The 21150-nt window shown below is 75.2% G+C and carries 24 protein-coding genes; 9 read left to right on the top strand and 15 right to left on the bottom strand.

Annotated features, from left to right (window positions below; translation table 11 throughout):
* Positions 1-237 precede the first annotated feature (237 nt).
* Positions 238-855, top strand: a complete 618-nt coding sequence (locus ACTWM8_RS15515) for a mycothiol-dependent nitroreductase Rv2466c family protein (protein ID WP_446209632.1) — start codon at positions 238-240, stop codon at positions 853-855.
* 4 nt (positions 856-859) lie between these two features.
* Here ACTWM8_RS15515 and ACTWM8_RS15510 read toward each other — a convergent pair whose 3' ends face one another.
* A complete protein-coding gene (locus tag ACTWM8_RS15510) occupies positions 860-1606 on the bottom strand; it encodes a TIGR02452 family protein (RefSeq protein WP_446209631.1) in 747 nt (248 codons plus the stop codon).
* A 49-nt stretch (positions 1607-1655) separates the two neighbouring features.
* Positions 1656-2423 carry an SGNH/GDSL hydrolase family protein gene (locus ACTWM8_RS15505; RefSeq protein WP_446214566.1) on the bottom strand — a complete coding sequence of 256 codons (768 nt, stop codon included), beginning with the start codon at positions 2421-2423 and terminating at the stop codon, positions 1656-1658.
* A gap of 186 nt (positions 2424-2609) precedes the next feature.
* Between ACTWM8_RS15505 and ACTWM8_RS15500 the strand changes: the two genes are divergently transcribed.
* Positions 2610-3617, top strand: a complete 1008-nt coding sequence (locus ACTWM8_RS15500) for a phosphotransferase family protein (protein WP_446209630.1) — start codon at positions 2610-2612, stop codon at positions 3615-3617.
* 88 nt (positions 3618-3705) lie between these two features.
* On the opposite strand, the gene ACTWM8_RS15495 is transcribed toward ACTWM8_RS15500, so the two are convergent.
* The 6 genes from ACTWM8_RS15495 to ACTWM8_RS15470 form a co-directional block, all read right to left on the bottom strand.
* A complete protein-coding gene (locus tag ACTWM8_RS15495; protein WP_446209629.1) occupies positions 3706-4800 on the bottom strand; it encodes a magnesium and cobalt transport protein CorA in 1095 nt (364 codons plus the stop codon).
* 70 nt (positions 4801-4870) lie between these two features.
* Positions 4871-5503 carry a class F sortase gene (locus tag ACTWM8_RS15490; RefSeq protein ID WP_154936819.1) on the bottom strand — a complete coding sequence of 211 codons (633 nt, stop codon included), beginning with the start codon at positions 5501-5503 and terminating at the stop codon, positions 4871-4873.
* Positions 5504-5598: 95 nt separating this feature from the next.
* Entirely contained in the window at positions 5599-6087 is a 489-nt protein-coding gene (locus ACTWM8_RS15485) for a hypothetical protein (protein WP_446209628.1), read from the bottom strand.
* Positions 6088-7026: 939 nt separating this feature from the next.
* Positions 7027-7272: a hypothetical protein gene (locus ACTWM8_RS15480; protein WP_446209627.1), complete on the bottom strand. Its 246-nt coding sequence runs from the start codon at positions 7270-7272 to the stop codon at positions 7027-7029.
* 290 nt (positions 7273-7562) lie between these two features.
* Entirely contained in the window at positions 7563-8033 is a 471-nt protein-coding gene (locus ACTWM8_RS15475) for a pyridoxamine 5'-phosphate oxidase family protein (protein WP_446214565.1), read from the bottom strand.
* A 117-nt stretch (positions 8034-8150) separates the two neighbouring features.
* Positions 8151-8975: a class I SAM-dependent methyltransferase gene (locus tag ACTWM8_RS15470; RefSeq protein ID WP_446209626.1), complete on the bottom strand. Its 825-nt coding sequence runs from the start codon at positions 8973-8975 to the stop codon at positions 8151-8153.
* Positions 8976-9049: 74 nt separating this feature from the next.
* On the opposite strand from ACTWM8_RS15470, the gene ACTWM8_RS15465 reads away from it, so the two are divergent.
* The gene (locus ACTWM8_RS15465; protein ID WP_446209625.1) at positions 9050-10306 is read left to right on the top strand and encodes an MFS transporter; all 1257 of its coding nucleotides are present in this window, start codon (positions 9050-9052) and stop codon (positions 10304-10306) included.
* 4 nt (positions 10307-10310) lie between these two features.
* On the opposite strand, the gene ACTWM8_RS15460 is transcribed toward ACTWM8_RS15465, so the two are convergent.
* Both ACTWM8_RS15460 and ACTWM8_RS15455 read right to left on the bottom strand, forming a co-directional pair.
* Positions 10311-11381, bottom strand: a complete 1071-nt coding sequence (locus ACTWM8_RS15460) for a Gfo/Idh/MocA family protein (protein WP_446209624.1) — start codon at positions 11379-11381, stop codon at positions 10311-10313.
* 91 nt (positions 11382-11472) lie between these two features.
* On the bottom strand, positions 11473-12582 hold the full coding sequence (locus ACTWM8_RS15455) for a serpin family protein (protein WP_446209623.1): 1110 nt from the start codon (positions 12580-12582) through the stop codon (positions 11473-11475).
* 80 nt (positions 12583-12662) lie between these two features.
* Here ACTWM8_RS15455 and ACTWM8_RS15450 point away from each other — a divergent pair, with 80 nt between their 5' ends.
* The 3 genes from ACTWM8_RS15450 (at position 12663) to rnhA (ending at position 15081) form a co-directional block, all read left to right on the top strand.
* A complete protein-coding gene (locus ACTWM8_RS15450; protein WP_446209622.1) occupies positions 12663-13883 on the top strand; it encodes a lycopene cyclase family protein in 1221 nt (406 codons plus the stop codon).
* 122 nt (positions 13884-14005) lie between these two features.
* The gene (locus ACTWM8_RS15445; RefSeq protein ID WP_446209621.1) at positions 14006-14518 is read left to right on the top strand and encodes a hypothetical protein; all 513 of its coding nucleotides are present in this window, start codon (positions 14006-14008) and stop codon (positions 14516-14518) included.
* 62 nt (positions 14519-14580) lie between these two features.
* A complete protein-coding gene (gene rnhA / locus ACTWM8_RS15440; RefSeq protein ID WP_446209620.1) occupies positions 14581-15081 on the top strand; it encodes a ribonuclease HI in 501 nt (166 codons plus the stop codon).
* Positions 15082-15251: 170 nt separating this feature from the next.
* Here the strand turns inward: rnhA and ACTWM8_RS15435 are convergent, their stop codons facing one another.
* Positions 15252-15506, bottom strand: coding sequence for a hypothetical protein (locus ACTWM8_RS15435; RefSeq protein WP_446209619.1), 255 nt, complete (start codon positions 15504-15506; stop codon positions 15252-15254).
* Between the two features lie 42 nt (positions 15507-15548).
* Positions 15549-16454, bottom strand: a complete 906-nt coding sequence (locus tag ACTWM8_RS15430; RefSeq protein WP_446209618.1) for a pentapeptide repeat-containing protein — start codon at positions 16452-16454, stop codon at positions 15549-15551.
* 174 nt (positions 16455-16628) lie between these two features.
* Between ACTWM8_RS15430 and ACTWM8_RS15425 the strand changes: the two genes are divergently transcribed.
* The gene (locus tag ACTWM8_RS15425; RefSeq protein WP_446209617.1) at positions 16629-17237 is read left to right on the top strand and encodes a hypothetical protein; all 609 of its coding nucleotides are present in this window, start codon (positions 16629-16631) and stop codon (positions 17235-17237) included.
* A 50-nt stretch (positions 17238-17287) separates the two neighbouring features.
* Here ACTWM8_RS15425 and ACTWM8_RS15420 read toward each other — a convergent pair whose 3' ends face one another.
* Together ACTWM8_RS15420 and ACTWM8_RS15415 are read right to left on the bottom strand one after the other, a co-directional pair.
* Positions 17288-17707 carry an SSI family serine proteinase inhibitor gene (locus ACTWM8_RS15420; RefSeq protein ID WP_446209616.1) on the bottom strand — a complete coding sequence of 140 codons (420 nt, stop codon included), beginning with the start codon at positions 17705-17707 and terminating at the stop codon, positions 17288-17290.
* A 298-nt stretch (positions 17708-18005) separates the two neighbouring features.
* The gene (locus ACTWM8_RS15415) at positions 18006-18815 is read right to left on the bottom strand and encodes an SDR family oxidoreductase (protein WP_446209615.1); all 810 of its coding nucleotides are present in this window, start codon (positions 18813-18815) and stop codon (positions 18006-18008) included.
* A 76-nt stretch (positions 18816-18891) separates the two neighbouring features.
* Between ACTWM8_RS15415 and ACTWM8_RS15410 the strand changes: the two genes are divergently transcribed.
* Positions 18892-20310 (top strand): RtcB family protein, encoded by a 1419-nt coding sequence (locus ACTWM8_RS15410; protein ID WP_446209614.1) that lies wholly within the window; start codon positions 18892-18894, stop codon positions 20308-20310.
* 5 nt (positions 20311-20315) lie between these two features.
* Here ACTWM8_RS15410 and ACTWM8_RS15405 read toward each other — a convergent pair whose 3' ends face one another.
* On the bottom strand, positions 20316-20729 hold the full coding sequence (locus ACTWM8_RS15405) for an archease (RefSeq protein ID WP_446209613.1): 414 nt from the start codon (positions 20727-20729) through the stop codon (positions 20316-20318).
* A gap of 70 nt (positions 20730-20799) precedes the next feature.
* Here ACTWM8_RS15405 and ACTWM8_RS15400 point away from each other — a divergent pair, with 70 nt between their 5' ends.
* Positions 20800-21135, top strand: a complete 336-nt coding sequence (locus ACTWM8_RS15400; protein WP_446209612.1) for a hypothetical protein — start codon at positions 20800-20802, stop codon at positions 21133-21135.
* Positions 21136-21150 lie beyond the last annotated feature (15 nt).

The following is a 21150-nucleotide window of genomic DNA, read 5'->3' as shown; positions in this document are numbered from 1 at the left end:
CGATCCGGACATCCGGCGCTGAACCGGCGGACCGGGTGACCACCTCAGCCCGGGCACCCGCCGTCGGCGACCGGCACACCGCGCTCAGCCGACCGTGCTGCCGCAGCCGGTCGGCGGCCTTCGGCGTGCCGGTCGCCTATTGGCCCAGCCGATCACCCGGAAATCGGCCCTCACGCTGGGCCGGTCCACCGGCCAGGATCGGAGGACGACGACAATCCTGGAAGGACCGGAACGACGATGACGACGGCCGACATGTGGTTCGACCCGCGCTGCCCCTGGGCCTGGAACGCCTCCCGCTGGCTGCTGGAGGTGGAACGGGTCCGCGTGGTCGAGGTGCGCTTCCACGTGATGAGCCTCAGCGTGCTCAACGAGGGCCGCGAGGGGTTGGAGGAGTGGTACCGGGAGTGGTTGAAGCCGGGCATGGGCCCGGTGCGGGTGGCGGTGGCGGCGGAGATGAAGGCCGGCCCGGAGGTGCTGCGGGACCTCTACACCGCGCTGGGCAACCGGATCCACCACGATCGGGCGCCGATCGGGCCCGACCTCTACCGGGCGGCGCTGGCCGAGGTGGGGCTGCCTGTGGAGCTGGCCGAAGCGGCCGACTCCACCGCGTACGACGATGCGCTGCTGGCCAGCCACCACGCCGGCCTGGAACCGGTGGGCGAGGACCTCGGCACCCCGACCATCCACGTCACCGACGACGCCGGCCGGCGCACCGCGTTCTTCGGGCCGGTGGTCGCGCCGATCCCGCGCGGCGAGGATGCCGGCCGGCTCTGGGACGGGGTGGTGCTGGTCGCCGGGACCGACGGGTTCTTCGAGCTGAAGCGGGCCCGGACCCGGCCGCCGATCGACCGCTGACCGGTCAGCCGAACGCCGCGGCGAAGGTGCCCCGGTTCGTCGCATCCGGCACCGCGAACACCACCAGGTCGAACCGGCCCGCGTACGGGCGGCCGGGCCCGAGCAGGTCGGCGAAGGCGGCGGCGACCTGGCGTGGGTCGTTGCGGAACACCCCGCATCCCCAGGCCCCGAGCACCAGCCGCCGGTCGCCGTGCGCCAGCGCCACCCCGAGCACCCGCCCGGCGCGGCGTCGCAGCGCCCCGGGCAGGTCGACCGGCTCGCGCAGCGCGCCGGCGTTCGGCGCCGCCGCGGTCAGGAAGGCCACCCGGTACGGGGCGATCAGCCGCCCCGAGTCGTCCCGGAACACCGCAACGTCGGGGGAGTGGATGACCCGGTCGGAGTAGACCGGGTCCGGCCGGGCCCGGTGGTACGCGTAGAACTCCGGCGCCGTCCGCAGGCTGGCGGCCAGGGCGGAGGACCGGGCCAGGCTCTCCTCCTGGGCGTGCGCGCCGGTGGCGTACCCGCCGCCGGGTTTCTTCGCGGAGGCGAAGTTGAGGCAGGCGACCCGGCCGTCGGCGGTGCCGGCGAGCCGGCGGGTGGCGGCGAGGCTCGTCTCGTCGGTCACCTCCACCGTGGACGGTCCCGCCGGGCCGGGTTCGGGCAGCGGCTCGTCGGGCAGGTGCAGGGTGGCGGTCGGCACCGGCCCGTACCGGCCCTCGGCGACGAGCCGGTCGGTCTCGGCGGCCAGCGCCGCCCGTTCGGTACGGTCCACCGGCCCATCATGCCGGCGCGGGCCGCCCCCGGCCGCCCCGACCGTCCGCTCAGGTCAGCTCGACCGGCAGCGGCACCGGGCGCTTCGCCACCCGGTCGTCGCCCGAGGAACGGCCGCGCAGGTGCCGGGCCAGCCACGGCAGCAGGTGCCGCCGGGTCCAGGCCAGCTCGGCGCGGAGCACCTCGTGCCCGCGTCGCCGGGGTGCGACCGCCAGGGGTCGGGTCCACGAGTCGTCGTACCCGGGCAGGCCGGCGGTGTACGCGAGCGCCGCGGCGATCCGCTCGTGGCCGGCGCTGTTGGCGTGCAGCCGGTCCTCGCTCCACAGCCGGGGGTCGGAGGCGACCGGGTGCGCGGCGAAGTCCAGCAGGGTGGCCCCGGTGTCGGCGGTCACCCGCCGCAGCGCCGCGTTGAGCATGACCACCCGGCCGCGCAGCGGGCGGGCCAGCGGCATCACCGGCACCGGATCGGGCAGCGTGAAGGTCAGCACGGTGGCGCCCTGGCCGACCAGCGCCCGCTGCATCGTCGCCACGTCCGCGGCGATCCGCCGCGCGTCGAAGGAGGGACGCAGCACGTCGTTCATGCCGGCCACCACCGTGCACAGGTCCGGCGCCAGGTCGAGGGCCACCGGCAGCTGCTCGGCGAGGATGCGGGCGGTGGTCCGCCCCCGGATCGCCAGGTTGGCGTACTCCAGGCCGCCCTGCTCCCGGGCCACCGCCTCGGCGAACCGGTCCGCCCAGCCCCGGTAGCCGCCGGCGTCGTCCGGGTCGTCGAGCCCTTCGGTCGTGCTGTCGCCGATCGCGACGTACCGCTGCCACATCACGTTGGACAGCCTATGGGCGGCGGTGCCGCCGCCGTTCGCCGGGCGCGGCCGGTACGGGGCGGCGTGCCCGCGACCGCCCCGATACGGTGCGCAGGTGAGCCGCACCGACCGTTGCCGCGACCGCCGGCGACCCGCCCAGGGCGTGGTCCCGCTCCGCGCCGCCGACGACAGCGGGAGCGCCGGATGAGCAGCCCCACCCAGCGCCTCCTCGACCCCGACCAGGTGCGCCGGTACGTCGCGGCCTCCCTCGGCCCCGACCTCACGGTGACCGACTGCGCGCCGCTGACCGGGGGCGGCTTCGCCGCGGTCTGGTCGGCCACCCTCGACGACGGACGCCGCGTGGTGCTGAAGGTCGGCCCGCCGCCCGAGGTGCCGCTGCTGCGCTACGAGCGGGGGCTGATCGCCGCCGAGGCGCGCTACCTGCGGCTCGTCGCCGCGCGGGCCCCGGAGGTGCCCGTCCCGCCGCTGCTGCACCACGGCAGCGACCCCGTCCTCGGCGACTGGCTGCTGACCGGCCTGCTCGCCGGGCGTACCCTGCACCAGCTCACTGTCGACGGCGCGCCGGTCGACGCGGTCCGCGCCGGGCTCGGCGCGGCGCTCGCCGCGCTGCACCGGGTCGACGGCGACCGGTACGGCTACGACGGCGGCCGGGCCGCCGGGGCGACCTGGCGGGAGGCCTTCACCGCCATGGTGGACGACCTGCTCGCCGACGCCACCGACTGGACGGTGCCGCTGCCTGTGCCGGCGGGACGGATCCGGGAACTGGTCCACCGGCACGCCACCGCCCTCGACGTGGTCCGCCGCCCGGCGCTGCTGCACTTCGACGGCTGGGCCGGCAACGTGCTGGCCGTCGCCGGGCCGGACGGCGTGCCCCGGCTCAACGGTCTGGTCGACGGCGAGCGGCACCTCTACGGCGACCCACTGCTGGACCTGGTCTCACCGCTGCTCTTCCGCCGGGCCGAGGACGAGCCGGACGACGCGTTCCTGCGCGGCTACCAGGCGGCGGGCGGCCCGGTGCCCCTCGACGACCCGGGCGTGCGCCGCCGGTTCGGGCTCTACCGGCTGCACCTGTACCTGCTGATGACCGTCGAGATGCCCAGCCGGGGCATCACCGGCGACAGCGACCCGGGCCGCGTCGCGCGGCTCGCCGAGCTGCTGGACCGGGAGTTGGCCGCGCTCGCCGAGCCGTGAGCCGGGCCTGATCCGGCCCTGATCCGGCTCGTCCCGTCCGCGCCGGGTCGGGCGGGAGGTTGTCGTCGCGGCGGACCGGGTGACGGGCTCAGAGCCAGCCGGAGCGGCGGAAGAGCCGATGCAGGACCACCGCGGCGGTCGCCATCAGCAGCAGGGCGCCGGCGTAGCCGTACCGCCAGGTCAGCCCGGGCATGTGCGTGAAGTTCATGCCGTACACGCCGGCCACGGCGGTCTGGGTGGCGGCGATCGCGGCCCACGCGGCGATCTTCCGCATGTCGTTGTTCTGGTCGACGGCGAGCTGCGCGAGCCGGGACTGGAGCACCGAGTTGAGCAGCTCGTCGTACGCGGCGACCCGCTCCACCGCGCGGCTCAGCCGGCCCTCGACGTCGACGAACCAGCGGCGCAGCCCCTGCGGCGGCCCACCGGCCCGGTCCGAGACCAGCGCGCGCACCGGCTCCTGCAACGGCAGCACCGCCCGCTTGAACTCCACCACCTCCCGCTTGAGCTGGTAGATGTGCTGGATGTCGGCGCCCCGGTCGCGGGCGAACACGCTCTCCTCGACGCGTTCCAGATCCTTCTCCAGGTGGGCGGCGACCTCCAGGTACAGGTCGACCATCCGGGCGGCCACCGCGTACGCCACCGCCCACGGCCCCTCGGCCAGCATCGCCGGGCGGCTCTCGATGTCGTGTCGGACCGGGGTCAGGGCGCCGCTGGCGCCGTGCCGGACGGTGATGACGAACCGGTCGCCCAGGAAGACCATCACGTCCCCGGTGTCGATCACCTCGGAAGTGGCGGTCAGCTCGGCGTGCTCGACGTAGCTGGCGGTGCGCAGCACCAGCAGGGTCACCCGGTCGTGCCGCTGCACGGTGGGCCGGTGCCCGTCGGCGAGCGCCTGCTCCACGACGAGTTCGTCGAGGCCGAAGGTGCGCCCGACCGCCGCCATCACCGCCGCGCCCGGGTCGTGCAGCCCCAGCCAGACGAAGGCGTTCCGACCGCGCCGGGAGCGGGCGTACGCGTCGGCGTAGTGCGGGCGGCCGGGCTCCCGGCGGCCGTTGACGTACACCGCGCAGTCGACCACGGCGTCCGGATTGGACCGTCGCGGGGCCGGCGCGGCCGCCTCGGCCGCGCGGCCGAGCACCCGGTCGACCAACGACCCCAGTCGCGGAATGAGCCGTGCCGCCACCGTCCACCTCCGCCGCCCTCGATCCGGGGGCCCACCGTAGTACGGCGGTGCTCCCGCCCGTGGTGGTGGGTCAGGCCACGGCGGTGGCCCGCACGACGATGTTGTCGGAGTAGTCGCGGGAGCGCTCGTCGAAGCGTCCGCCGCAGGTCACCAGCCGCAGCCCCGCGCCCGGCCCGCCCGGCCCGTAGACCAGCGCGGTGGGAAAGCTCCGCTTCGGGTACGCCCCGACGCCGTCCACCGCGAACGTCACCGCCCGGCCGTCGGCGCGGGTGACCCGTACGGTGTCGCCGGGCCGCAGCCGCCCCAGGTTGAAGAAGACCGCCGGACCGTCGCGGGTGTCGACGTGGCCGACGATCACGGCGTTACCGGCTTCACCGGGGCTGACGCCCGGCCGGTACCAGCCGGCGACGGCGGGGCGGTCCAGCGGCGGCACCTCCAGGGTGCCGTTCGGGTCGCCGGCGACGGACACCAGGTCGGCGTGGACGCCGATGGCCGGGATGTCGATGCGGACCGGTTCCGAGCGGGGCAGCACCGGCCCGGGGGATCCGCTGCGGTCGGCGCCGCGCGCGCCCACCCCCGGCTGCGGCGGCCCCGCCGGCGACGCGGTGAGTCCCACCGTGATCAGGCTGAGTCCGGCGGCGCCGGCCACCGTCACCGCCGCCACCGACGCCCGGGTACGCGTGAACCACCTGCCGAAGGCCATCGCCTCACCTCCCGCGACACGGCGATGCGGTCGGGGTGCCCGTCCCGGTCGCGCCGGTGCGGGCACCCCGTCCTAGGGATGGTGTGAGGTACGGGTCAGGCGACGGGCGCGGCCGCTCGGCGTCGGCGGCGGACCATGATGGTCGCCCCGATCGCGGCGGCTCCGGCGAGCGCGCCGCCCGCGGCAAGCAGGCCGGTGGTGCCGTCACTGCCGCCGCCACCGGCCGGCGCCGCGCCGATCGGGGTGACGGTGAAGGTGGCGCTGCCGCCGGAGCTGCCGTCACCGCACGTCGTGGTCACCGTGTAGGTGCCAAGGGTGAAGCCGGCGGTGAAGAGTTCCGCGCTCAGGCCGCCGCCGGCGGCGGCGGTGGTGGAGCGGACGTTCTGGTCCCGGTTCGGGCCGGTGACACGGAAGATAGCGTCGCCCGCCTTCGGGTTGCAGCTGGTCGTGGTGAGTACGACCGTCCCGCCGACCGGTGTGGTGGCCGGTGACACGATGGTCTGCGCGAGCGCGGCGGCCGGGAGCAGAAGCGTGCCGAGTCCCACGCCGAGCGCCGTCGATACGAGAACTGACTGTGCCTTCATACGCGTCTTCCCTCACTTTTCGTCCGCTGTCTGCGTGGGACGTCGTTCGGGTGGCCAACTCCGTAACAAGCACCGGTGTGGCCAACACTAGGAGGGTTGGGCGTCGCGCCCGACGTAAATGAGAAATCTTCGTTGCCGTCCGGAGTTTTCCCTCGCGCCGGGGAGCTGCGGAAATGCCCGCACAGGACCGCCCACAACGCCCTTCCGGTAGTACCTGCTCGTGCCGGTCGTCCCGTTGCGGCGGGAAGCGGCCTTCCGCGCGGGCCCGTCCCTTTGTGGGAAGGGCTGTCCGGGTCGCCCGGTTTCTCGGTGGGCGGCGGTCGCGGCGCTGGAAGCGGTCCTTCGGGTTCACGACGGAGCCAAGGGTGCCTTACCGGACGGTCGAGCCCTGTTGCCGGCATCCGGCCCATGGCGCTCCACTGTGGTCGACGGCGCGTGACGTTCGGTGCGGCCGGATTCGGCGGCGGACGGTGTGCCGCGGCGGGCCCGACGGCGCTGGGCGGCGGCCAGTGGCTCGCCCGTCTCCCGCAGCGACTTGAGGCTGGGCCAGCAGCTCGAGCCAGCCACCGCTGCTGATCGCCCGGTACATCTCGCTGTCGGGGGAGAAGTCGTCGTGGGTGACGGTGAGCCGCACCCGTCGTCGTGCGGGGCCACGTCGCCCAGTAGCGGCGAGTGAAGGCCGGCTCGGTCAGCGCCTGCCAGAGGCGCTGGGGCGTGGTGCGGATGTACGTGGTGGGGACGATGCTCCCGCTGTCCATCGGTCGACGCTCCAGTGTGGAATGCGCGACGGCACGGGCTCGGCCGAGTTCGCAGCGGCGGATCCACCGGTCCCGACCGGGCCCCCGGCATCCAGCTAGCCTCCTAGGACGCCTTACGGGTTGTGAGGCAACTCGGAACGGGGAGCCGAGACGGTCCGACCGAAGACCTGCCGATTGCTGGTCAGCTGGCCGAGCTGTGCACGCCTGGGTCCTGGACGTCGTTGACGGCGCTCCGGACGGCGTACCGGAGGAGGAAGGCCATCTCGACGGCCACGACGATGGCGCCGATCCACCAGGGGGCCGCGTCGTCCAGGACGAGCAGCGAGGCGATGGTGAGCAGCACCGCCAGCGGTGCCAGTCCGACGAACATGACCCGGGACCGGACGGTGTCCAGGACTCGGCAGAACCACGCGAGGGCGGCGACCACGGCGAGCACGCTCAGTGCCGTGCCGATGCCGACCCGGTTGCGCGGGACGACGCCGGCCGCCGCGGCCAGGACGTACAGGAACGGCTACGCGCAGATGTTGGCCAGCGTGTTGACGCCGGCCTCCAGCAGGAACCGGGCCATCCCGTCGAGCTGGGCGGGTCGTGACGGGGTCCTGAACAGCCATGGCAGCACGGCAGGGCAGCGGGACGCGGCGACTGGCCAACGCCACAGCCGGCTACCCGGCAGTGCGCCCGGACCGGCGTGGCCGGTCGAGCCGGGCGTTGCGGGAACTACCGAGGTGCGCGTCGCCAGAACTGGCGTGGGGCGTACCCCTCGCGGCGCAGCCAGTGTTCGGTGTAGACGATCCGTTCCGCCTCGACGACGACCAGCGGTCCGCTCGGTGGCTCGTCCAGCGACCGTCCCCGCTCCGCGTGGTCGGACTGCCAGCGCACCGCCGGCCACCAGTGCGCGAAGTCGGCGTCGCCCTCGCGCAACACCCGGGCCCGGCCGAACAGTTGCGCGCCGCGGCTGCTGGCCTGCCCGACGAGCGGGGCGAACACCCCGACCGACACCCGTGGGTCGGCAGCGATGTTGCGCATCTTCGGCGAGGTGGCCGCGGCGGTGAACATGACCGCGAAGTCGAGGTGGAAGTAGCGGACCGGGGTGGCCAGCGGGCCGTCCGGGCCGGCGGTGGCGAGCACGCACATGTTCTGCGACGACAGCAGGTTGAGGATCCGCTCGCCGAGGCGTTCGGGGTCCAGGCGGGCCGTGGGGGCGGGGCCGGCGAGCCAGGGGTTCGTGGACGGGCATGGTGGATCGTCCCATGCCCGTCACGGGACCTCAGATCCGGTTGCGGACCGACCCCGATGCGGGGCGAGTCACCGCTTGCGCGCCTGGAGGGTGTACGTCTGCGCCAGCCGCCACGGCCGCTCGGCCAGCCGCCACTCGCCGTCGGCGTCCTTGGTCTGCCGGCCGGGCAGCGCGTCCCAGGGCGCGCTGTCGTGTTCCTGGAGCATGGTGAGGTCGAGGCCGGCGTCGAGCAGGGCGGTGACCACCTCGCCGAGGCCGTGGTTCCACTCGTGGGTGGTGTTGTGCCGGAACGTGGCGTCGGTGCTGACGTAGGTGCCCGGCTCCTGCCAGACCAGCGGTTCCGGCCGCTCGAAGTACGGGTGCTCGACCACCAGCAGGCCGTCCGGGTGGGTCTCGTCCAGCGCCCACAACATCGGGTGGCCCTCGCGCAGGAAGAGCCGGCCGCCGGGGCGGAGCAGCGCGGCGACCGCGCCCGCCCAGCGGCGGATGTCGGGCAGCCAGCACAGCGCGCCGACACCGGTGTAGACCAAGTCGAAGCCGCCCACGCCGAGCACCTCGGGGGCGTCGTAGACGTCGGCCTCGACGAAGTCGACGGCGGCACCGGTCCGCTCGGCCAGGGCGCGGGCCTGGGCCAGCGAGGCGCCCGAGAAGTCCAGCCCGGTCATCCGCGCGCCGAGCCGGTGCAGCGAGACGGTGTCGGTGCCGATGTGGCACTGCAGGTGCGCGCCGCGCAGACCGGTCACGTCGCCGAGGCGGGGCAGGTCGAAGCGGACCACCTCGCTCAGGTACGCCGGGTCGGCGGCGAAGCGCTCCACCGCGTAGTCGGGCGACGCGGCGTGGGCGGGGGCGCGCTCGTCCCAGTTGGCCCGGTTGAGGGTGCGGTAGTCGGTCACCGGCGAACCGTCGCACACCCCACCGCCGCCGCTCAACGGGGATTCGTCCCCGCGTGCTGGTAGGTTGCCTCGCCGTGACGGGGGAGCGGTGGGACGGGCGGTTCGCGAAGCTGTGGGCGGCGAGCACCATGTCGGCGCTGGGCAGTGGCATGGCGACGGTGGCGGCGCCGCTGTACGTGGCGGCGCGTACCGACGACCCGTTGGTGGTGGCGGCGGCGTCCGGGGTGGCGTGGCTGCCCTGGCTGCTGTTCGCGTTGCCGGGCGGGGTGTTGGCGGACCGGGTCGACCGGCGGCGGCTGATGGTCGTCATCGACTGGGTCCGGGTGGCCGCCCTGGCGGTGCTGACCGGTGCGATGCTGACCGGCCGGGCCGGGGTGGTGCTGCTGTACGTGGTCCTCTTCGTGATCAACACGGGCGAGATCGTGTTCCGTTCGGCCAGCCAGGCGATGCTGCCGGCGGTGGTGCCCCGGGCCCGGTTGGAGCGGGCCAACGGCTGGCTGGGCGGCGGCACCACCCTGATGAACGGGATGCTGGCCGGTCCGCTCGGCGGGTTCCTCTTCCTCGTCGCCGAGAGCATCCCGTTCCTGGTCAACGCCGGCACGTACGCGCTCAGCGCGGTGCTCGTCGCGCTGGTCGCCGGGACGTACCGGGGTGCGGAGGAGGCGGGGCGCCGGCCAGCGCGGTCGCTGCGGGCGGAGATCGGGGAGGGGTTCCGCTGGCTGCTGGGGCAGCGGCTGCTGCGCACCATGGCGGTGCTGATCGGGCTGCTCAACCTGACCCTCACCGCGGCGCTGGCGGTGCTGGTGCTGCTCGCCACCGACCGGCTGGGTCTGGACTCGGTCGGCTACGGGCTGCTGTTCACCTGCATGGCGGTGGGTGGGCTGCTCGGCGCGGTGGTCGGCGACCGGCTGGTCGCGGCGATCGGCGCCACCTGGACCATCCGGGTCGGGCTGCTGGTCGAGGCGGGCCTGCACCTGGCCCTGGCGGCGTCGACGAGCGCCTGGCTGATCGGCGGGGCGCTGTTCGCCTTCGGGGTGCACGGCGCGCTGTGGAACATGGTCGCGAACTCGCTGCGCCAGCGGCTGACCCCGGCGGCGTTGCAGGGGCGGGTCGGCGGCACGACGCTGTTCATCGCCGCCGGCGGCAACTGCGCGGGCGCCCTACTCGGCGGCGTGATCGCCACGACGTTCGGACTGACGGCGCCGTACTGGGTGGGGTTCGTGGTGGCGGTGGCGGTGTCCGCGGCCACCTGGCGGGTGTTCGACCGGGCCACGGTCTCCGCCGCGTACGCCGACCCGGACGACCGGCAGCCGGTCGTCCGGGTCGGTTGAGCGGTCAGCGGGCCGGTACGGCCAGCACCTCGCCCCGCTCCGCGGAGCGGTGCGCCAGCTCGATCAGCTCCACCGTGGCGACGGCGTCGCGCGGGTCGACCGGCATCGGGGTGCCGTCCCGCAGCGCCGCCGCCACCTGCGCGTAGAAGTCCTGGTAGCGGCCCGCTTCGGTGGGCACCGGGCGCAGGTCGCCGTCGACACCGAGCCGGCCGTACCGCTCGGCGGGGACCTCGCCCCAGCCCGGCGCGTCCGGGCGGCCCCCGGCGCGCAGCGCCTCCTCCTGCACGTCCAGGCCGTAGCTGGTCCAGCCGGCGCGGTCGCCGAGGACGCGCATTCGCGGCCCGAGCTGCGCGGTCACGGCGCTCATCCAGAGGTGGGAGTGGACGCCGCCGGCGTGGGTGAGCGCCACGAAGGCGTCGTCGTCGACCTGCGCCTCGGGCCGCCGCCGGTCCACCTCGGCGTACACCCTGCGCACCGGCCCGAACAGCTGCACCGCCTGGTCAACGAGGTGGGCGCCGAGGTCGTAGAGGGCGCCGCCGGCCTCGCCGGGGGCCGCGCTCTCCCGCCAGCCCTCCTTGATCGCCGGCCGCCACCGCTCGAACCGGGACTCGAAGCGGAGGACCCGGCCCAGCTCGCCCTCGGCGATCAGCCGGCGAGCGGTCAGGAAGTCGCCGTCCCAGCGGCGGTTCTGGAACACCGTCAGCGGCACGCCACGCCGGTCGGCCTCGGCGATGAGGGCGCGGCCCTCCGCCGCGGTGGCGGCCAGCGGCTTGTCCACCACGACGGCCAGCCCGGCCGTGACGGCGGCCTGGGCCATCGGCACGTGCGTGCGGTTCGGCGTCGCCACCACGACCAGGTCGAGGCTGTCCGCCGACTCCCACAGCCGGTCGGCGTCGTCGAGGACGCGGGCGTCCGGGTGGTCCTTGCGGGCCTGCTCCTGCCGCTGCGGGTTGCCGGTGACGACGGCGTCCAGCCGGAGCCCGGGGGTCGCGGCGATCAGCGGGGCGTGGAAGACCTGGCCCGCCAGCCCGTATCCGAGCAGTCCGACCCGCAGTGGTGCCGGCGTGTTGGCCATGGTGTCCCCCCGGTTTCCCGTCCGTGCCCTGGTCGTTCCAGGTTGTGCCGGTACGAACCTACGCGCCGGCCCGGACCGGTGTGCCGCCCGGTCAGCGGGGAGTCGGCTCGGTCACCCAGCCGGCGACGAGGACCAGGCCGGTGGGGCGGTGCACGGCCAGGAAACCGAACGGGCGGTCGACGTCGAGGCTGACCCGCCGCGCCCGCAAGCGGTGCCGGGGTGGCGCGGAGCCGGGTGCCATGGCGATGGCGGTGACCGCGGCGGCGCGGAAGCCGGTGGCGCTGAACTCGGCCGTGACGGTCTGCCGGGCCTGGGAGACGTAGAGCAGCGGGGCGATGCCGGGGAAGTTGTCCGCGTCGCGGCGGGTGGCGGCGGCGAGCCCGTACAGCTCGGCGCGGTCGAGCAGGTCGTGGTCGGCGTCGACGCGGAACGCGACGGTGTGCACGGCCAGCTGCGGCCGGTCGTCGAACGCCTCGACGGTCTCCTCGGTGACGCCCGGCCCGGCGGTATCGGGAAGCGTCGGGCCGCCGGTGAGGGCGCGGATCGCGGCCGGCAGCACGGCGCCGGCCGGGCGCCCGGGTTCGCCGAGGGCCAGCACCACGTCGACGTCCGCCTCACCGGCGACGGTCAGCAGGCTCACCGGTCCGGCCGGGGTGTCGGCCACCCGCAACGCCCGGGGGTCGCCGCCGTACCGGTGCAGACCGATCAGCCGCCGCCCCTGCCAGGGACCCTGCCGCGGCTCGCACCAGCCCTCCTGGAAGGGCGCCGCCCAGCCGGTCAGCACCGACAGGGCGCTGGCCAGCACCAGCGCCGTGTCCGGGGTGACCGTGATCGGCATCTGCTGGATCTGCCCGTCGGTGTTAGTGGACGCCCAGCGGTCCAGCACGGGCTGGTCCACGGCCCGGTCGCCGGTCAGCTCACCCCGCATCGACGCGGGGACCGTGCGCAGCCAGGTCGGGTTCAGTCGCAGCTCGCGTCGGGCCCAGAAGCCCAGCGCCAGCCGGGTGGTGGGGGAGGCGGCCAGGTCGTAGGGGGTGGCGTCGGGGGCGACGGCGGACAGCTCGTCGCGGGCCGGACCGGCCGCGTGCCGGGCGAGGAGGGCCAGCAGCGGGTACGCCCCGGCGCCGGACAGGACGGTCTGCCGGTCGTCGATCAGGGCGGCCCAGCGGGCGGTGAGGGCGTTGGCGGGGGTGCTGCTCATGCCGTGGCACCGTACCGGCCGGGCGGCGTGCCGTGGGGGCTCGGCCCGGCGGGGGCCGGAGGGTGTGACAGCGTGTTCGGGTGGACAACGTCGACCTGGCCGTCGTCGGCGGTGGCGGCGCCGGTTCCCTGCTCCTCGCCGCGCTGGATCGGCACGACCTGCGTGGGCTGCGGATCGCCGTGGTGGACCCGGTGCGCAAGCGCGGCCAGGACCGCACCTGGGCGTTCTGGGGTACGCCCGGCACCGACCTGGAGCCGATGCTCAGCGCGAGCTGGCGGCAGGTGGAGGTGACCACGCCGGCCGGGCGGCGCCGGCTCGACCTCGCCCCGTTGCGGTACGCGATGCTGCGCTCCGCCCCGGTCTACGAGCGGGCCGCCGAGGCGGAACGGCGCCTCGGCGCCACCCGGGTCGACGCGGCGGTCGGCGCCCTCGACGACGACGGCGGGTCGGTGACCGTCCGGGACGCCGACGGCGCGGCGCTGCTGCGGGCCCGGTGGGTGCTGGACTCCCGCCCCCGGCCACCCCGGCGGGCGGGGCGCACGAGCTGGTTGCAGCACTTCCGGGGCTGGTGGCTGGAGTCGGCCGGGCCGGTGTTCGACCCGGGCCGGGCGGTGCTGATGGACTTCCGCACCCCGCAACCGGTGCGGGGCGTCTCCTTCGGCTACGTGCTGCCGGTCAGCGACCGGTACGCCCTGGTCGAGTACACCGAGTTCTCCCCGCGGCGGCTGACCGACGCCGGGTACGACGCCGCACTGCGCGGCTACGCCGACCTGCTCGGCCTCGACCTGACCGCGCTGAGGGTGCGGGAGGTGGAGGACGGGGTGATCCCGATGACCGACGCCCCGTTCGAGGGCCGGCCGTCGCCGAGGGTGGTGCGGCTGGGCACCGCCGGCGGGGCCACCCGGCCGTCGACCGGGTTCACCTTCTCCGCCATGCACCGGCAGGCCGACGACGTGGCCCGGGCGCTGGCCGCCGGCCGGGCCCCCGTGCCCCGGCCGGCGTACCCGCGTCGGCACCTGTGGATGGACGCCGTCGCGCTGCGGGCGCTGGACCGCGGGACGGTCGGCGGCCCGGAGTTCTTCGACCGGCTCTTCGACCGCAACCCGGCGCAGCGGGTGCTGCGTTTCCTCGACGGCGCCACCACCCCGGCGGAGGACCTGGCGGTGATGCGGTCCAGTCCGCTGCTGCCGATGACCTCGGCGGTGGTCGGTGACGCCGTCGGCCGGCTGAGTGCCCGGCTGCGGCCCCAGCCGGGACCCGTCGGTACGGCCCCGGACCGGGCGGCTCAGACCGGCTCGTAGGTCGCGATCACCTCCCCGGTGATGGTGGTGACGCCCCCACCAAGCGCGCTTCCGCCGCGGGTCTTCTGCCGGTACGGTCACCCGGGCGCGAGCGGCCGGGACGGTCGGGAACGGGGGCGGGCGTGCGGCGCGGACACGTGATCGGGCTGGTCGCCGCGACGGTGGCCGTTGCGCTGCTCTGCTGCGGCGGGCTCTTGGCCGGCAGCGTGTTCCTGCTGCTGCGCCCGGAGAACGCCCACGCCGTCGCCTACGCCGACCAGCTGACCGTCGGCCAGGGCTACCGGCAGCTCGCCGACTCCGACTGGAGCGACGGGACCTGCGGCTGCAACCTGCTCCGGTCGTTCGTCGGCCCTGCCGACGTCGACCCGGTGGCCGTCTTCACCGGTGGGGGACTGGTCCTCGCGCCCGACACGCGTGTGGTCGACCGGTTCTGGGAATACCTCGCTGCGGGCGAGGGCCGCAGCCCGGAGTCCGGCATGTGCCGGGTCATCGTCAAGCGGCTGCGGCACGAGGAGCCCCTGGGCCACCACGAGGCGGGGCTCTCCCGGGCCGAGGTCGATGGCTGGCACGCGGAGTCGCTCGATGTGCTCCAACTCTTCGTCGACTGCGAACAGGACCACGGCGGGATGTGGTAACGCAGAGGCGCCGGGACCGGCCGCCCGGGTCGCCGGCCGCCCGCACCGGTAGGTTCTGGGCCATGGTGGACGCGGCGACTGGCAGGGTCGTGGAGATCTGGACCGACGGGGCCTGCAGCGGCAACCCCGGCCCGGGCGGCTGGGGAGCGGTGCTGCGCTACGGCAGCCATGAGCGGGAGATCTGCGGTGGCGAGGCCACCCCCACCACCAACAACCGGATGGAGCTGACCGCCGCCATCGAGGCGCTGGAGAGCCTGACCCGGCCGGTCACCGTCCATGTGCACACCGACAGCACGTACGTGCGCAACGGCATCACCAGTTGGCTGGCCTCCTGGAAGCGCAACGGGTGGCTGACGGCGGCGAAGCAGCCGGTCAAGAACGCCGACCTGTGGCAGCGGCTGGAGGCGGCCTGCGCCCGGCACGAGGTGACCTGGCTGTGGGTCAAGGGGCACAACGGCCACCCGGAGAACGAGCGGGCGGACGGGCTGGCCAACAAGGGGATGACCGAGGCGCGGACAGCGGCGCCGCTCAGCGCTCCAGCAGGCGCTCGCGCAGGGCGCTGACCAGGGCGTCGTCGACGCCGAGCGCGTCGCGGGCGTAGCCGCGTACCTGCGCGGCGGTCAGATCGGCCAGGAAGAGCTCGATGATCCGCGCGGGCGTCTCGCGCCGTCCCGCTACGTCGTCGGGCCCGGCCGGACGCCGCCGGCCGGGCCCGACCCGGGTCGGGGCGCCGTCACCGCTCGGTGGGGGGATTGACCGCCTCCTCCTGCGAGGGGTCGGCCGTGCCGGATACCGCATCCACGTCGTAGCCGGCGCGGCTGGTGTCCCGAGCCGAGAGGTGCTCCTCGGCGGGCAGGTCCGCGAAGTCGTCGCCGGTGTCGTCCGTGCTGCGCAGCGAGTCGCCCGGCGGACGCAGGGACGCCTCGTACGCGGGAGTGCCGTCCGGTTCGTCGGAGGCGGCCCGGTCGGAACGCTGTTCATCCGTCATACCGACCTACCTGCCCGTCTGGCCGGCCGGCAAACACGCCGGTCAGCGGCGGGGATCGCGCTTGCGCCGGCCGGTCGGGCGGGCCGCGGCGCGGGCCCCGCCCGGGCGGGGACGGCCGACCGGGGTGATGCCCAGCCCCGACCAGTGCGCCGGGTGGCGCAGCGCGGGCGGCAGCACGGTGCGCCGGTCACCGCGGGCCGCGTCGAGCTGCGACTGGTGCAGGAACAACGCGCCGGACAGGTCCGCGCCGCGCAGGTCGGCGCCGCGCAGGTCCGCGCCCGTGAGGTCGGCCAGCCGCAGCCGCACACCCCGCAGGTCCACGCCGATCAGGCAGGCGCCGCGCAGGTTCGCCCCCACCAGGTCCGCTCCGCGCAGGTCGACGCCGAGCAGCGTCGCGCCCCGCCGGTCGACGCCGTCGTGGCCGGCCCGGGCCAGCTCGCTGGCCCGCACCAGCAGCGGGTTCATCCGCCCCCGGTACGCGTCCACGTCCACGTCGCGCAGCGCGTCGGCGCCGCCGGCGGTGAGCTCTCGGGTCTCGTCCACGGCAGCCCGCAGCTCGTCGCGCAGCGCCCCCGCCGGGCTCAGCGCCAACGCCTCGGTGAGATACCAGAGCAGCTCGTGCAGCGGGCGCACCACGGCGAACGTGGCGAACATGGCCGACGCCGTCGCCCGGTCGTCCCGCCAGTCCCGCCCGCCGAAGGTGACCTGGGTGACGTGCTGGCCGGCGCCGAAGCAGTCGAACACGGTGCAGCCGGGGAAGCCCCGCTCGCGCAGCTGGGGGTGGATGCCGCAGCGCGAGTCGGCGCCCAGGTTCGGGCAGGGCTGGCCGGCGGGCTTGTCCAGCGCGAAGTCCGCCGAGGCGGCGAAGGCCGGGGCCACGCAGCACAACCCGACGCAGCGGGCGCAGTCGGCCCGCAGCTCGGTGCCGCCTCGGGGTGTTTCGGACACGCTGACCGGTCTCCCACTGGTTGGTTGGTCTGCCGCCCGCGTCGCCGGGCCGGCGTACCCATTGTCCGCCAGCGGGGTGCCCGGGCCGCCCGGGGGAGGGTCTGCGGATTCGACGTCAGCCGGGCTGCCCGCTTTCGTATGGTGGGCCTATCCAGGACGGCCGGGGGTCGGAGCATGGACGAGGGCGAGCGGGAGCAGGCACTGCTCACCGCGTTGACCACCGAGCACTTCGTGCTCCAGACCTCCCGCGGCGCCACCGTCACCGAGTCGGTGGGGCGGGCGACGGTGTTCCTGTCGCTGCTGTCGGCGTCGCTGATCGGTCTCGGCTTCGTCTCCAGCAGCGAGCGGCTCGTCACGCCGTACCTCGGGGCGGTGCTGCCGACGCTGGTGGTGACCGGGCTGCTGACGTTCGCCCGGCTGGTGCAGAACATGGTGGAGAACTCGCTGGACCTGCAACGGATCCAGCGGATCCGGGCCTACTACCACCACAACGTCTCCACCGGCCACGACTTCTTCGCCGACGCGGTGTCGGACGAGGACATCGCCCGCGCCGCCTGGCGGGAGGTTGGCGCCCGGCCCGGGTGGTTCCAGCTGATGCTCACCACGGCGGCCATGGTCGGGGCGGTCAACGCCCTGCTGGTCGGGCTCGGCGTGACGCTGCTCGTCGGGCTGCTCGGCGCCGGGTCGGCGGTGGCCGTCGGCGTCGGGGTGGTGGTCGCGCTGGCCGCCTTCGCCGCTCAGGTCGCCTTCATCAGCCGCCGGTCCATCTCGCGCGTGCCGTGACCGGGAGGCGCGACGCCCGTTCCCCAGGGACGGGCGCCGCGCCGATCCGGTCAGAAGGCGAACAAGGCGCCGGTGCCGCGCAGCAGCAGGCACCGGTTCTCGTACGACTTCGACCAGGTCACCGGCCGGTCCTGCCAGAACCCCCAGGCGTGGACCGTGACCGGCGCGTACTCGAAGGTGCAGGGCCCCGGGTCCGCCGACAGGGCGGACAGGTCGCCGTCGACGCGGGCCAGGGTGCGGCAGGCGGCGACCGCGTCGGGGTGGGTGCCGCCGGTCGGTCCGCAGACCAGCACGGCCGAGCGGTCCTCGGCGGTGCCCGGCCGGTCGATGTCGAGCAGCAGCACCGACGGGGTCTCCGGGCCGGATCGGGGTGCGGCCTGGGCGGCCTGGGGGAGCAGGGCCGCCTGCGCGGTCAGTACGGCGACGGCGAGGGCGGCCGCCGTGGCGGCGGCGCGTCGGGCGAAGGGCATCGTGACGTCCTTCCGGTTGCGGGACCCCGGGTCTCGGGGCCGGTGGACGGCCCGTCCGTCGTGTGGCCGGGCCGTCGAGAACCCTAGGTGGACGGTGTGAACGCGAAGCGTCACGATTTGTTACACCACGCGCCCTCCGGAGGGCGTCAGGTGTGACAACCTGCGCCGGTGTGCGCCGGGAGGGCGCCCGTCCGCCGCGACATGGTCTCCGGCCCGACCCATGAGTTGCCGCGGTGTTGCCGACCACCCCGCCCGCGCCGGGCGCATGTCGTCGCCCGCCCCGGTCGCAGGGGTGATTTCAGACCGAGCGCCAGTCGTCCGAGTGCAGGTGCGAGCCGGCCTGCGGGCCCATCAGCAGCATGCCGCCGTCCACCGGCCAGGACGCCCCGGTCACGTACGCCGCGGCGGGCGAGGCGAGCAGCGCCACCACCGCGGCGACCTCCCGCGCGTCGCCGGGCCGGCCCACCGGTACGCCCGGACGGTCCTCGGTGAACGGGTCGACGTCCTCCTGGCCGGTCATTGGGGTGGAGATCTCGCCGGGCGCCACCGCGTTGACGGTGATCCCGTCGGCGGCCAGCTCCTGCGCCATGACGCGGGTGAGCAGGCCCAGCCCGCCCTTCGCCGCGCAGTACGCGGCCGACCCGACCCGGGGCGCGTGCTCGTGCACGCTGGTGATGTTGACGATCCGGCCGCCCCGCCCGGCGGCGCGCATCCGTCGGGCCGCCCGCTGCGAGCAGAGGAACGGGCCGTCCAGGTCCACCGCGAGCACCTCGCGCCACTGCTCCCAGCCGGTGTCGACGAACGGGACGGACGCCCCGGTGCCGGCGTTGTTCACCAGCACGCCGATACCGTCGAGCAGGTCGGCCAGCTCGTCGACGACGGCGGCGGCCTCCGGCAGCCTGGTCAGGTCCAGCTCGGCTACCTCGCAGCGGCGGCCCAGGGCGCCGACCTCTCCGGCGGTGCGCTGCGCGCCCGCGCGGTCGCGGTGCCAGGTGATGCCGATGTCGAAGCCGGCCTCGGCGAGGGCGACGGCGCAGGCCTTGCCGATGCCGGAGTCCGCGCCGGTGACGATGGCGACCTTCGGGTAGTTCTCGTATCGCTGCGGCATGCTCGCGCACTACCCCGCCGGGGTCGGCCCAATCCCGGCAGGTGTGCCGCGCCGCGCGCCGGGTAGGCGGCGGGTCATGGACCTGGTCGAGGAGTCGCCGTACCGGTTCCGCATCGACCGGCATGACCCGATGCGGGTGCCGGGCGTGGTCTTCGCGTCCCGGGCTCTGCTCCCGGACGCCGGGGCGGACAAGTCGCTGGAGCAGGTGGCGAACGTGGCCACCCTGCCCGGCATCGTCGGCGCCTCCTACGCCATGCCGGACGTGCACTGGGGCTACGGCTTCCCGATCGGCGGGGTCGCCGCCACCGCCGTCGAGGACGGGGGAGTGGTCTCGCCCGGCGGGGTCGGCTTCGACATCTCCTGCGGGGTGCGGCTGCTCACCGCCGACCTGGACCGGGCCGCGCTGCGCCCGCGGCTGGACGCCGTCATGGACGGCCTGAGCGAATCCACCCCGCGCGGCATGGGCAAGGGCGCCGTGTGGCACCTGACCGACCGGGCCGCGCTCGACGCCGTGCTCTGCGGCGGCTCCCGGTACGCCGTCGAGCGCGGCTTCGGCGTCCAGCGGGACCTGGACCGCTGCGAGGACTACGGCGCGGTGGGCGACGCGAACCCGGCCCAGGTGAGCGAGCGGGCCGTGGAGCGCGGTGCCCGCCAGGTGGGCAGCCTCGGCTCCGGCAACCACTTCCTCGAGGTGCAGGCGGTGGAGGAGGTCTACGACGAGGCCGTGGCGGGAACCTTCGGGCTGCGAGCCGGCCAGGTCTGCGTCATGATCCACTGCGGCTCGCGCGGGCTGGGCCACCAGATCTGCACGGACTACGTCCGGGAGATGGAGAAGGTGATGCCCGGGCACGGCATTCACGTGCCCGACCGGCAGCTGGCCTGCGCGCCGGTCTCGTCCCACGAGGGTCGGGCCTACCTCGGGGCGATGGCCGCCGCGGCCAACTACGCCCGGGCCAACCGGCAACTGCTCGCCCACGCCGCCCGGCAGGTCTTCGCCCGGGTCACCGGCTGCGACCTCGACCTGGTGTACGACATCTCGCACAACCTCGCCAAGATCGAGACGCACGAGGTGGACGGGGCGTCCCGCCCGCTCTGCGTGCACCGCAAGGGCGCCACCCGGGCTCTCCCGCCGGGACACCCCGAGCTGCCCGACGACCTGCGCCCGGCCGGGCAGCCGGTCCTCATCCCCGGCTCGATGGGCACCGGCTCGTACGTGCTCACCGGCGTGGCCGGCTCGCCGGCTTGGGCGTCCACCTGCCACGGCGCTGGCCGGGTGCAGAGCCGCAAGCAGGCCACCAAGTCGGTCCGCGGGCACGACCCGCGCCGGGAGCTGGAGGCGCAGGACATCGCGGTGCGGGGCGCCAGCCGGCGCGGGCTGGCCGAGGAGATGCCGGCCGCATACAAGGACGTCACCGCCGTGGTGGCGGCGGCCGAGGGGGCCGGCCTGTGCCGGAAGGTGGCCCGGCTGGTGCCGCTCGGCGTGGTGAAGGGCTGAGCCGGTCAGACGTCCACGGTCACCGCGCAGCGCCAGCCGGAGTCGGTGCCGGCGAACCGCAGCTCGTGCAGCGAGACCGCCTTCGGCACCGCGCCGACCAGCTCCACCGCGTCGGTGCCGACGGTGTGCCAGCACACCCGCAGGCCGTCGGCGCTCGGCTGCGCCTCGGTGGCCAGCGGCACCGTGCCCTCGGTCTCCAACCGGAAGATCACCTCGTCGAGGATCCCCACCAGCAGGTCCTCGTCCCGGCCAGCCGGCAGCTCGACCGTCGTCTCGCCGTCCGGGTGGGCGCCGGTGGTGTCGACGAAGGTCTGCACCAGCGCGGCGACCGCCTCGGCCAGGCAGCCCTCCCGGTCCGGCGCCCACGCCTCGATCCGCACGTCGGCGGTGTGCGGGACGGCGCGGTGCCCTCGGTCCATGCCCCGATCATGCCCCCGCCACGGCTCCCCGGCGGCCGGAACTGTCGCACCGGGACGCTACGTTGCTCCCATGATCGCCGATGACGCGGACGCCCTGGCCGTCACGTTCCACCGCATGATGCGGGCCGTTCTCGCCGCCGAACGACCCGGTGCCGACACCCTCGGCCGCACCGTCGAGCTGGCCCGCGACTGGGGCACCGGGCCGGCCGCCGACGCCCGACTGGCCGACGCGCTGCGCCGCCTGCACGGCGAGCCCGACCAAGCTCCGGCGACGCCGGAGTCCGCCCGGGGCGCGGCGATCGGGAAGTTCGCCGCCAACGCCCGGCGGCTGCGCGAGGGGGAGATCACGCCGGCCGAGTTCCACGAGATCATGGACGACGACGACGGCGGCCCGACCCGAGGCTGACCCCCGAGGGGCCGC

Source organism: Micromonospora sp. IBSANI012, assembly GCF_052814045.1.
The sequence above is the reverse complement of the archived record's forward strand: the minus strand, read 5'-3'. Positions and strand labels throughout refer to the sequence as shown.

Coding starts and splice junctions, on each gene's coding strand:
- ACTWM8_RS15500 (WP_446209630.1), top strand. CDS start 2,610: ATGAGCAGCCCCACCCAGCGCCTCCTCGACCCCGACCAGGTGCGCCGG.
- ACTWM8_RS15460 (WP_446209624.1), bottom strand. CDS start 11,381: ATGGCCAACACGCCGGCACCACTGCGGGTCGGACTGCTCGGATACGGG.
- ACTWM8_RS15420 (WP_446209616.1), bottom strand. CDS start 17,707: ATGCCCTTCGCCCGACGCGCCGCCGCCACGGCGGCCGCCCTCGCCGTC.
- ACTWM8_RS15400 (WP_446209612.1), top strand. CDS start 20,800: ATGATCGCCGATGACGCGGACGCCCTGGCCGTCACGTTCCACCGCATG.
- ACTWM8_RS15405 (WP_446209613.1), bottom strand. CDS start 20,729: ATGGACCGAGGGCACCGCGCCGTCCCGCACACCGCCGACGTGCGGATC.
- ACTWM8_RS15515 (WP_446209632.1), top strand. CDS start 238: ATGACGACGGCCGACATGTGGTTCGACCCGCGCTGCCCCTGGGCCTGG.
- ACTWM8_RS15415 (WP_446209615.1), bottom strand. CDS start 18,815: ATGCCGCAGCGATACGAGAACTACCCGAAGGTCGCCATCGTCACCGGC.
- ACTWM8_RS15455 (WP_446209623.1), bottom strand. CDS start 12,582: ATGAGCAGCACCCCCGCCAACGCCCTCACCGCCCGCTGGGCCGCCCTG.
- ACTWM8_RS15425 (WP_446209617.1), top strand. CDS start 16,629: ATGGACGAGGGCGAGCGGGAGCAGGCACTGCTCACCGCGTTGACCACC.
- ACTWM8_RS15505 (WP_446214566.1), bottom strand. CDS start 2,423: ATGTGGCAGCGGTACGTCGCGATCGGCGACAGCACGACCGAAGGGCTC.
- ACTWM8_RS15490 (WP_154936819.1), bottom strand. CDS start 5,503: ATGGCCTTCGGCAGGTGGTTCACGCGTACCCGGGCGTCGGTGGCGGCG.
- ACTWM8_RS15485 (WP_446209628.1), bottom strand. CDS start 6,087: ATGAAGGCACAGTCAGTTCTCGTATCGACGGCGCTCGGCGTGGGACTC.
- rnhA (WP_446209620.1), top strand. CDS start 14,581: ATGGTGGACGCGGCGACTGGCAGGGTCGTGGAGATCTGGACCGACGGG.
- ACTWM8_RS15410 (WP_446209614.1), top strand. CDS start 18,892: ATGGACCTGGTCGAGGAGTCGCCGTACCGGTTCCGCATCGACCGGCAT.
- ACTWM8_RS15435 (WP_446209619.1), bottom strand. CDS start 15,506: ATGACGGATGAACAGCGTTCCGACCGGGCCGCCTCCGACGAACCGGAC.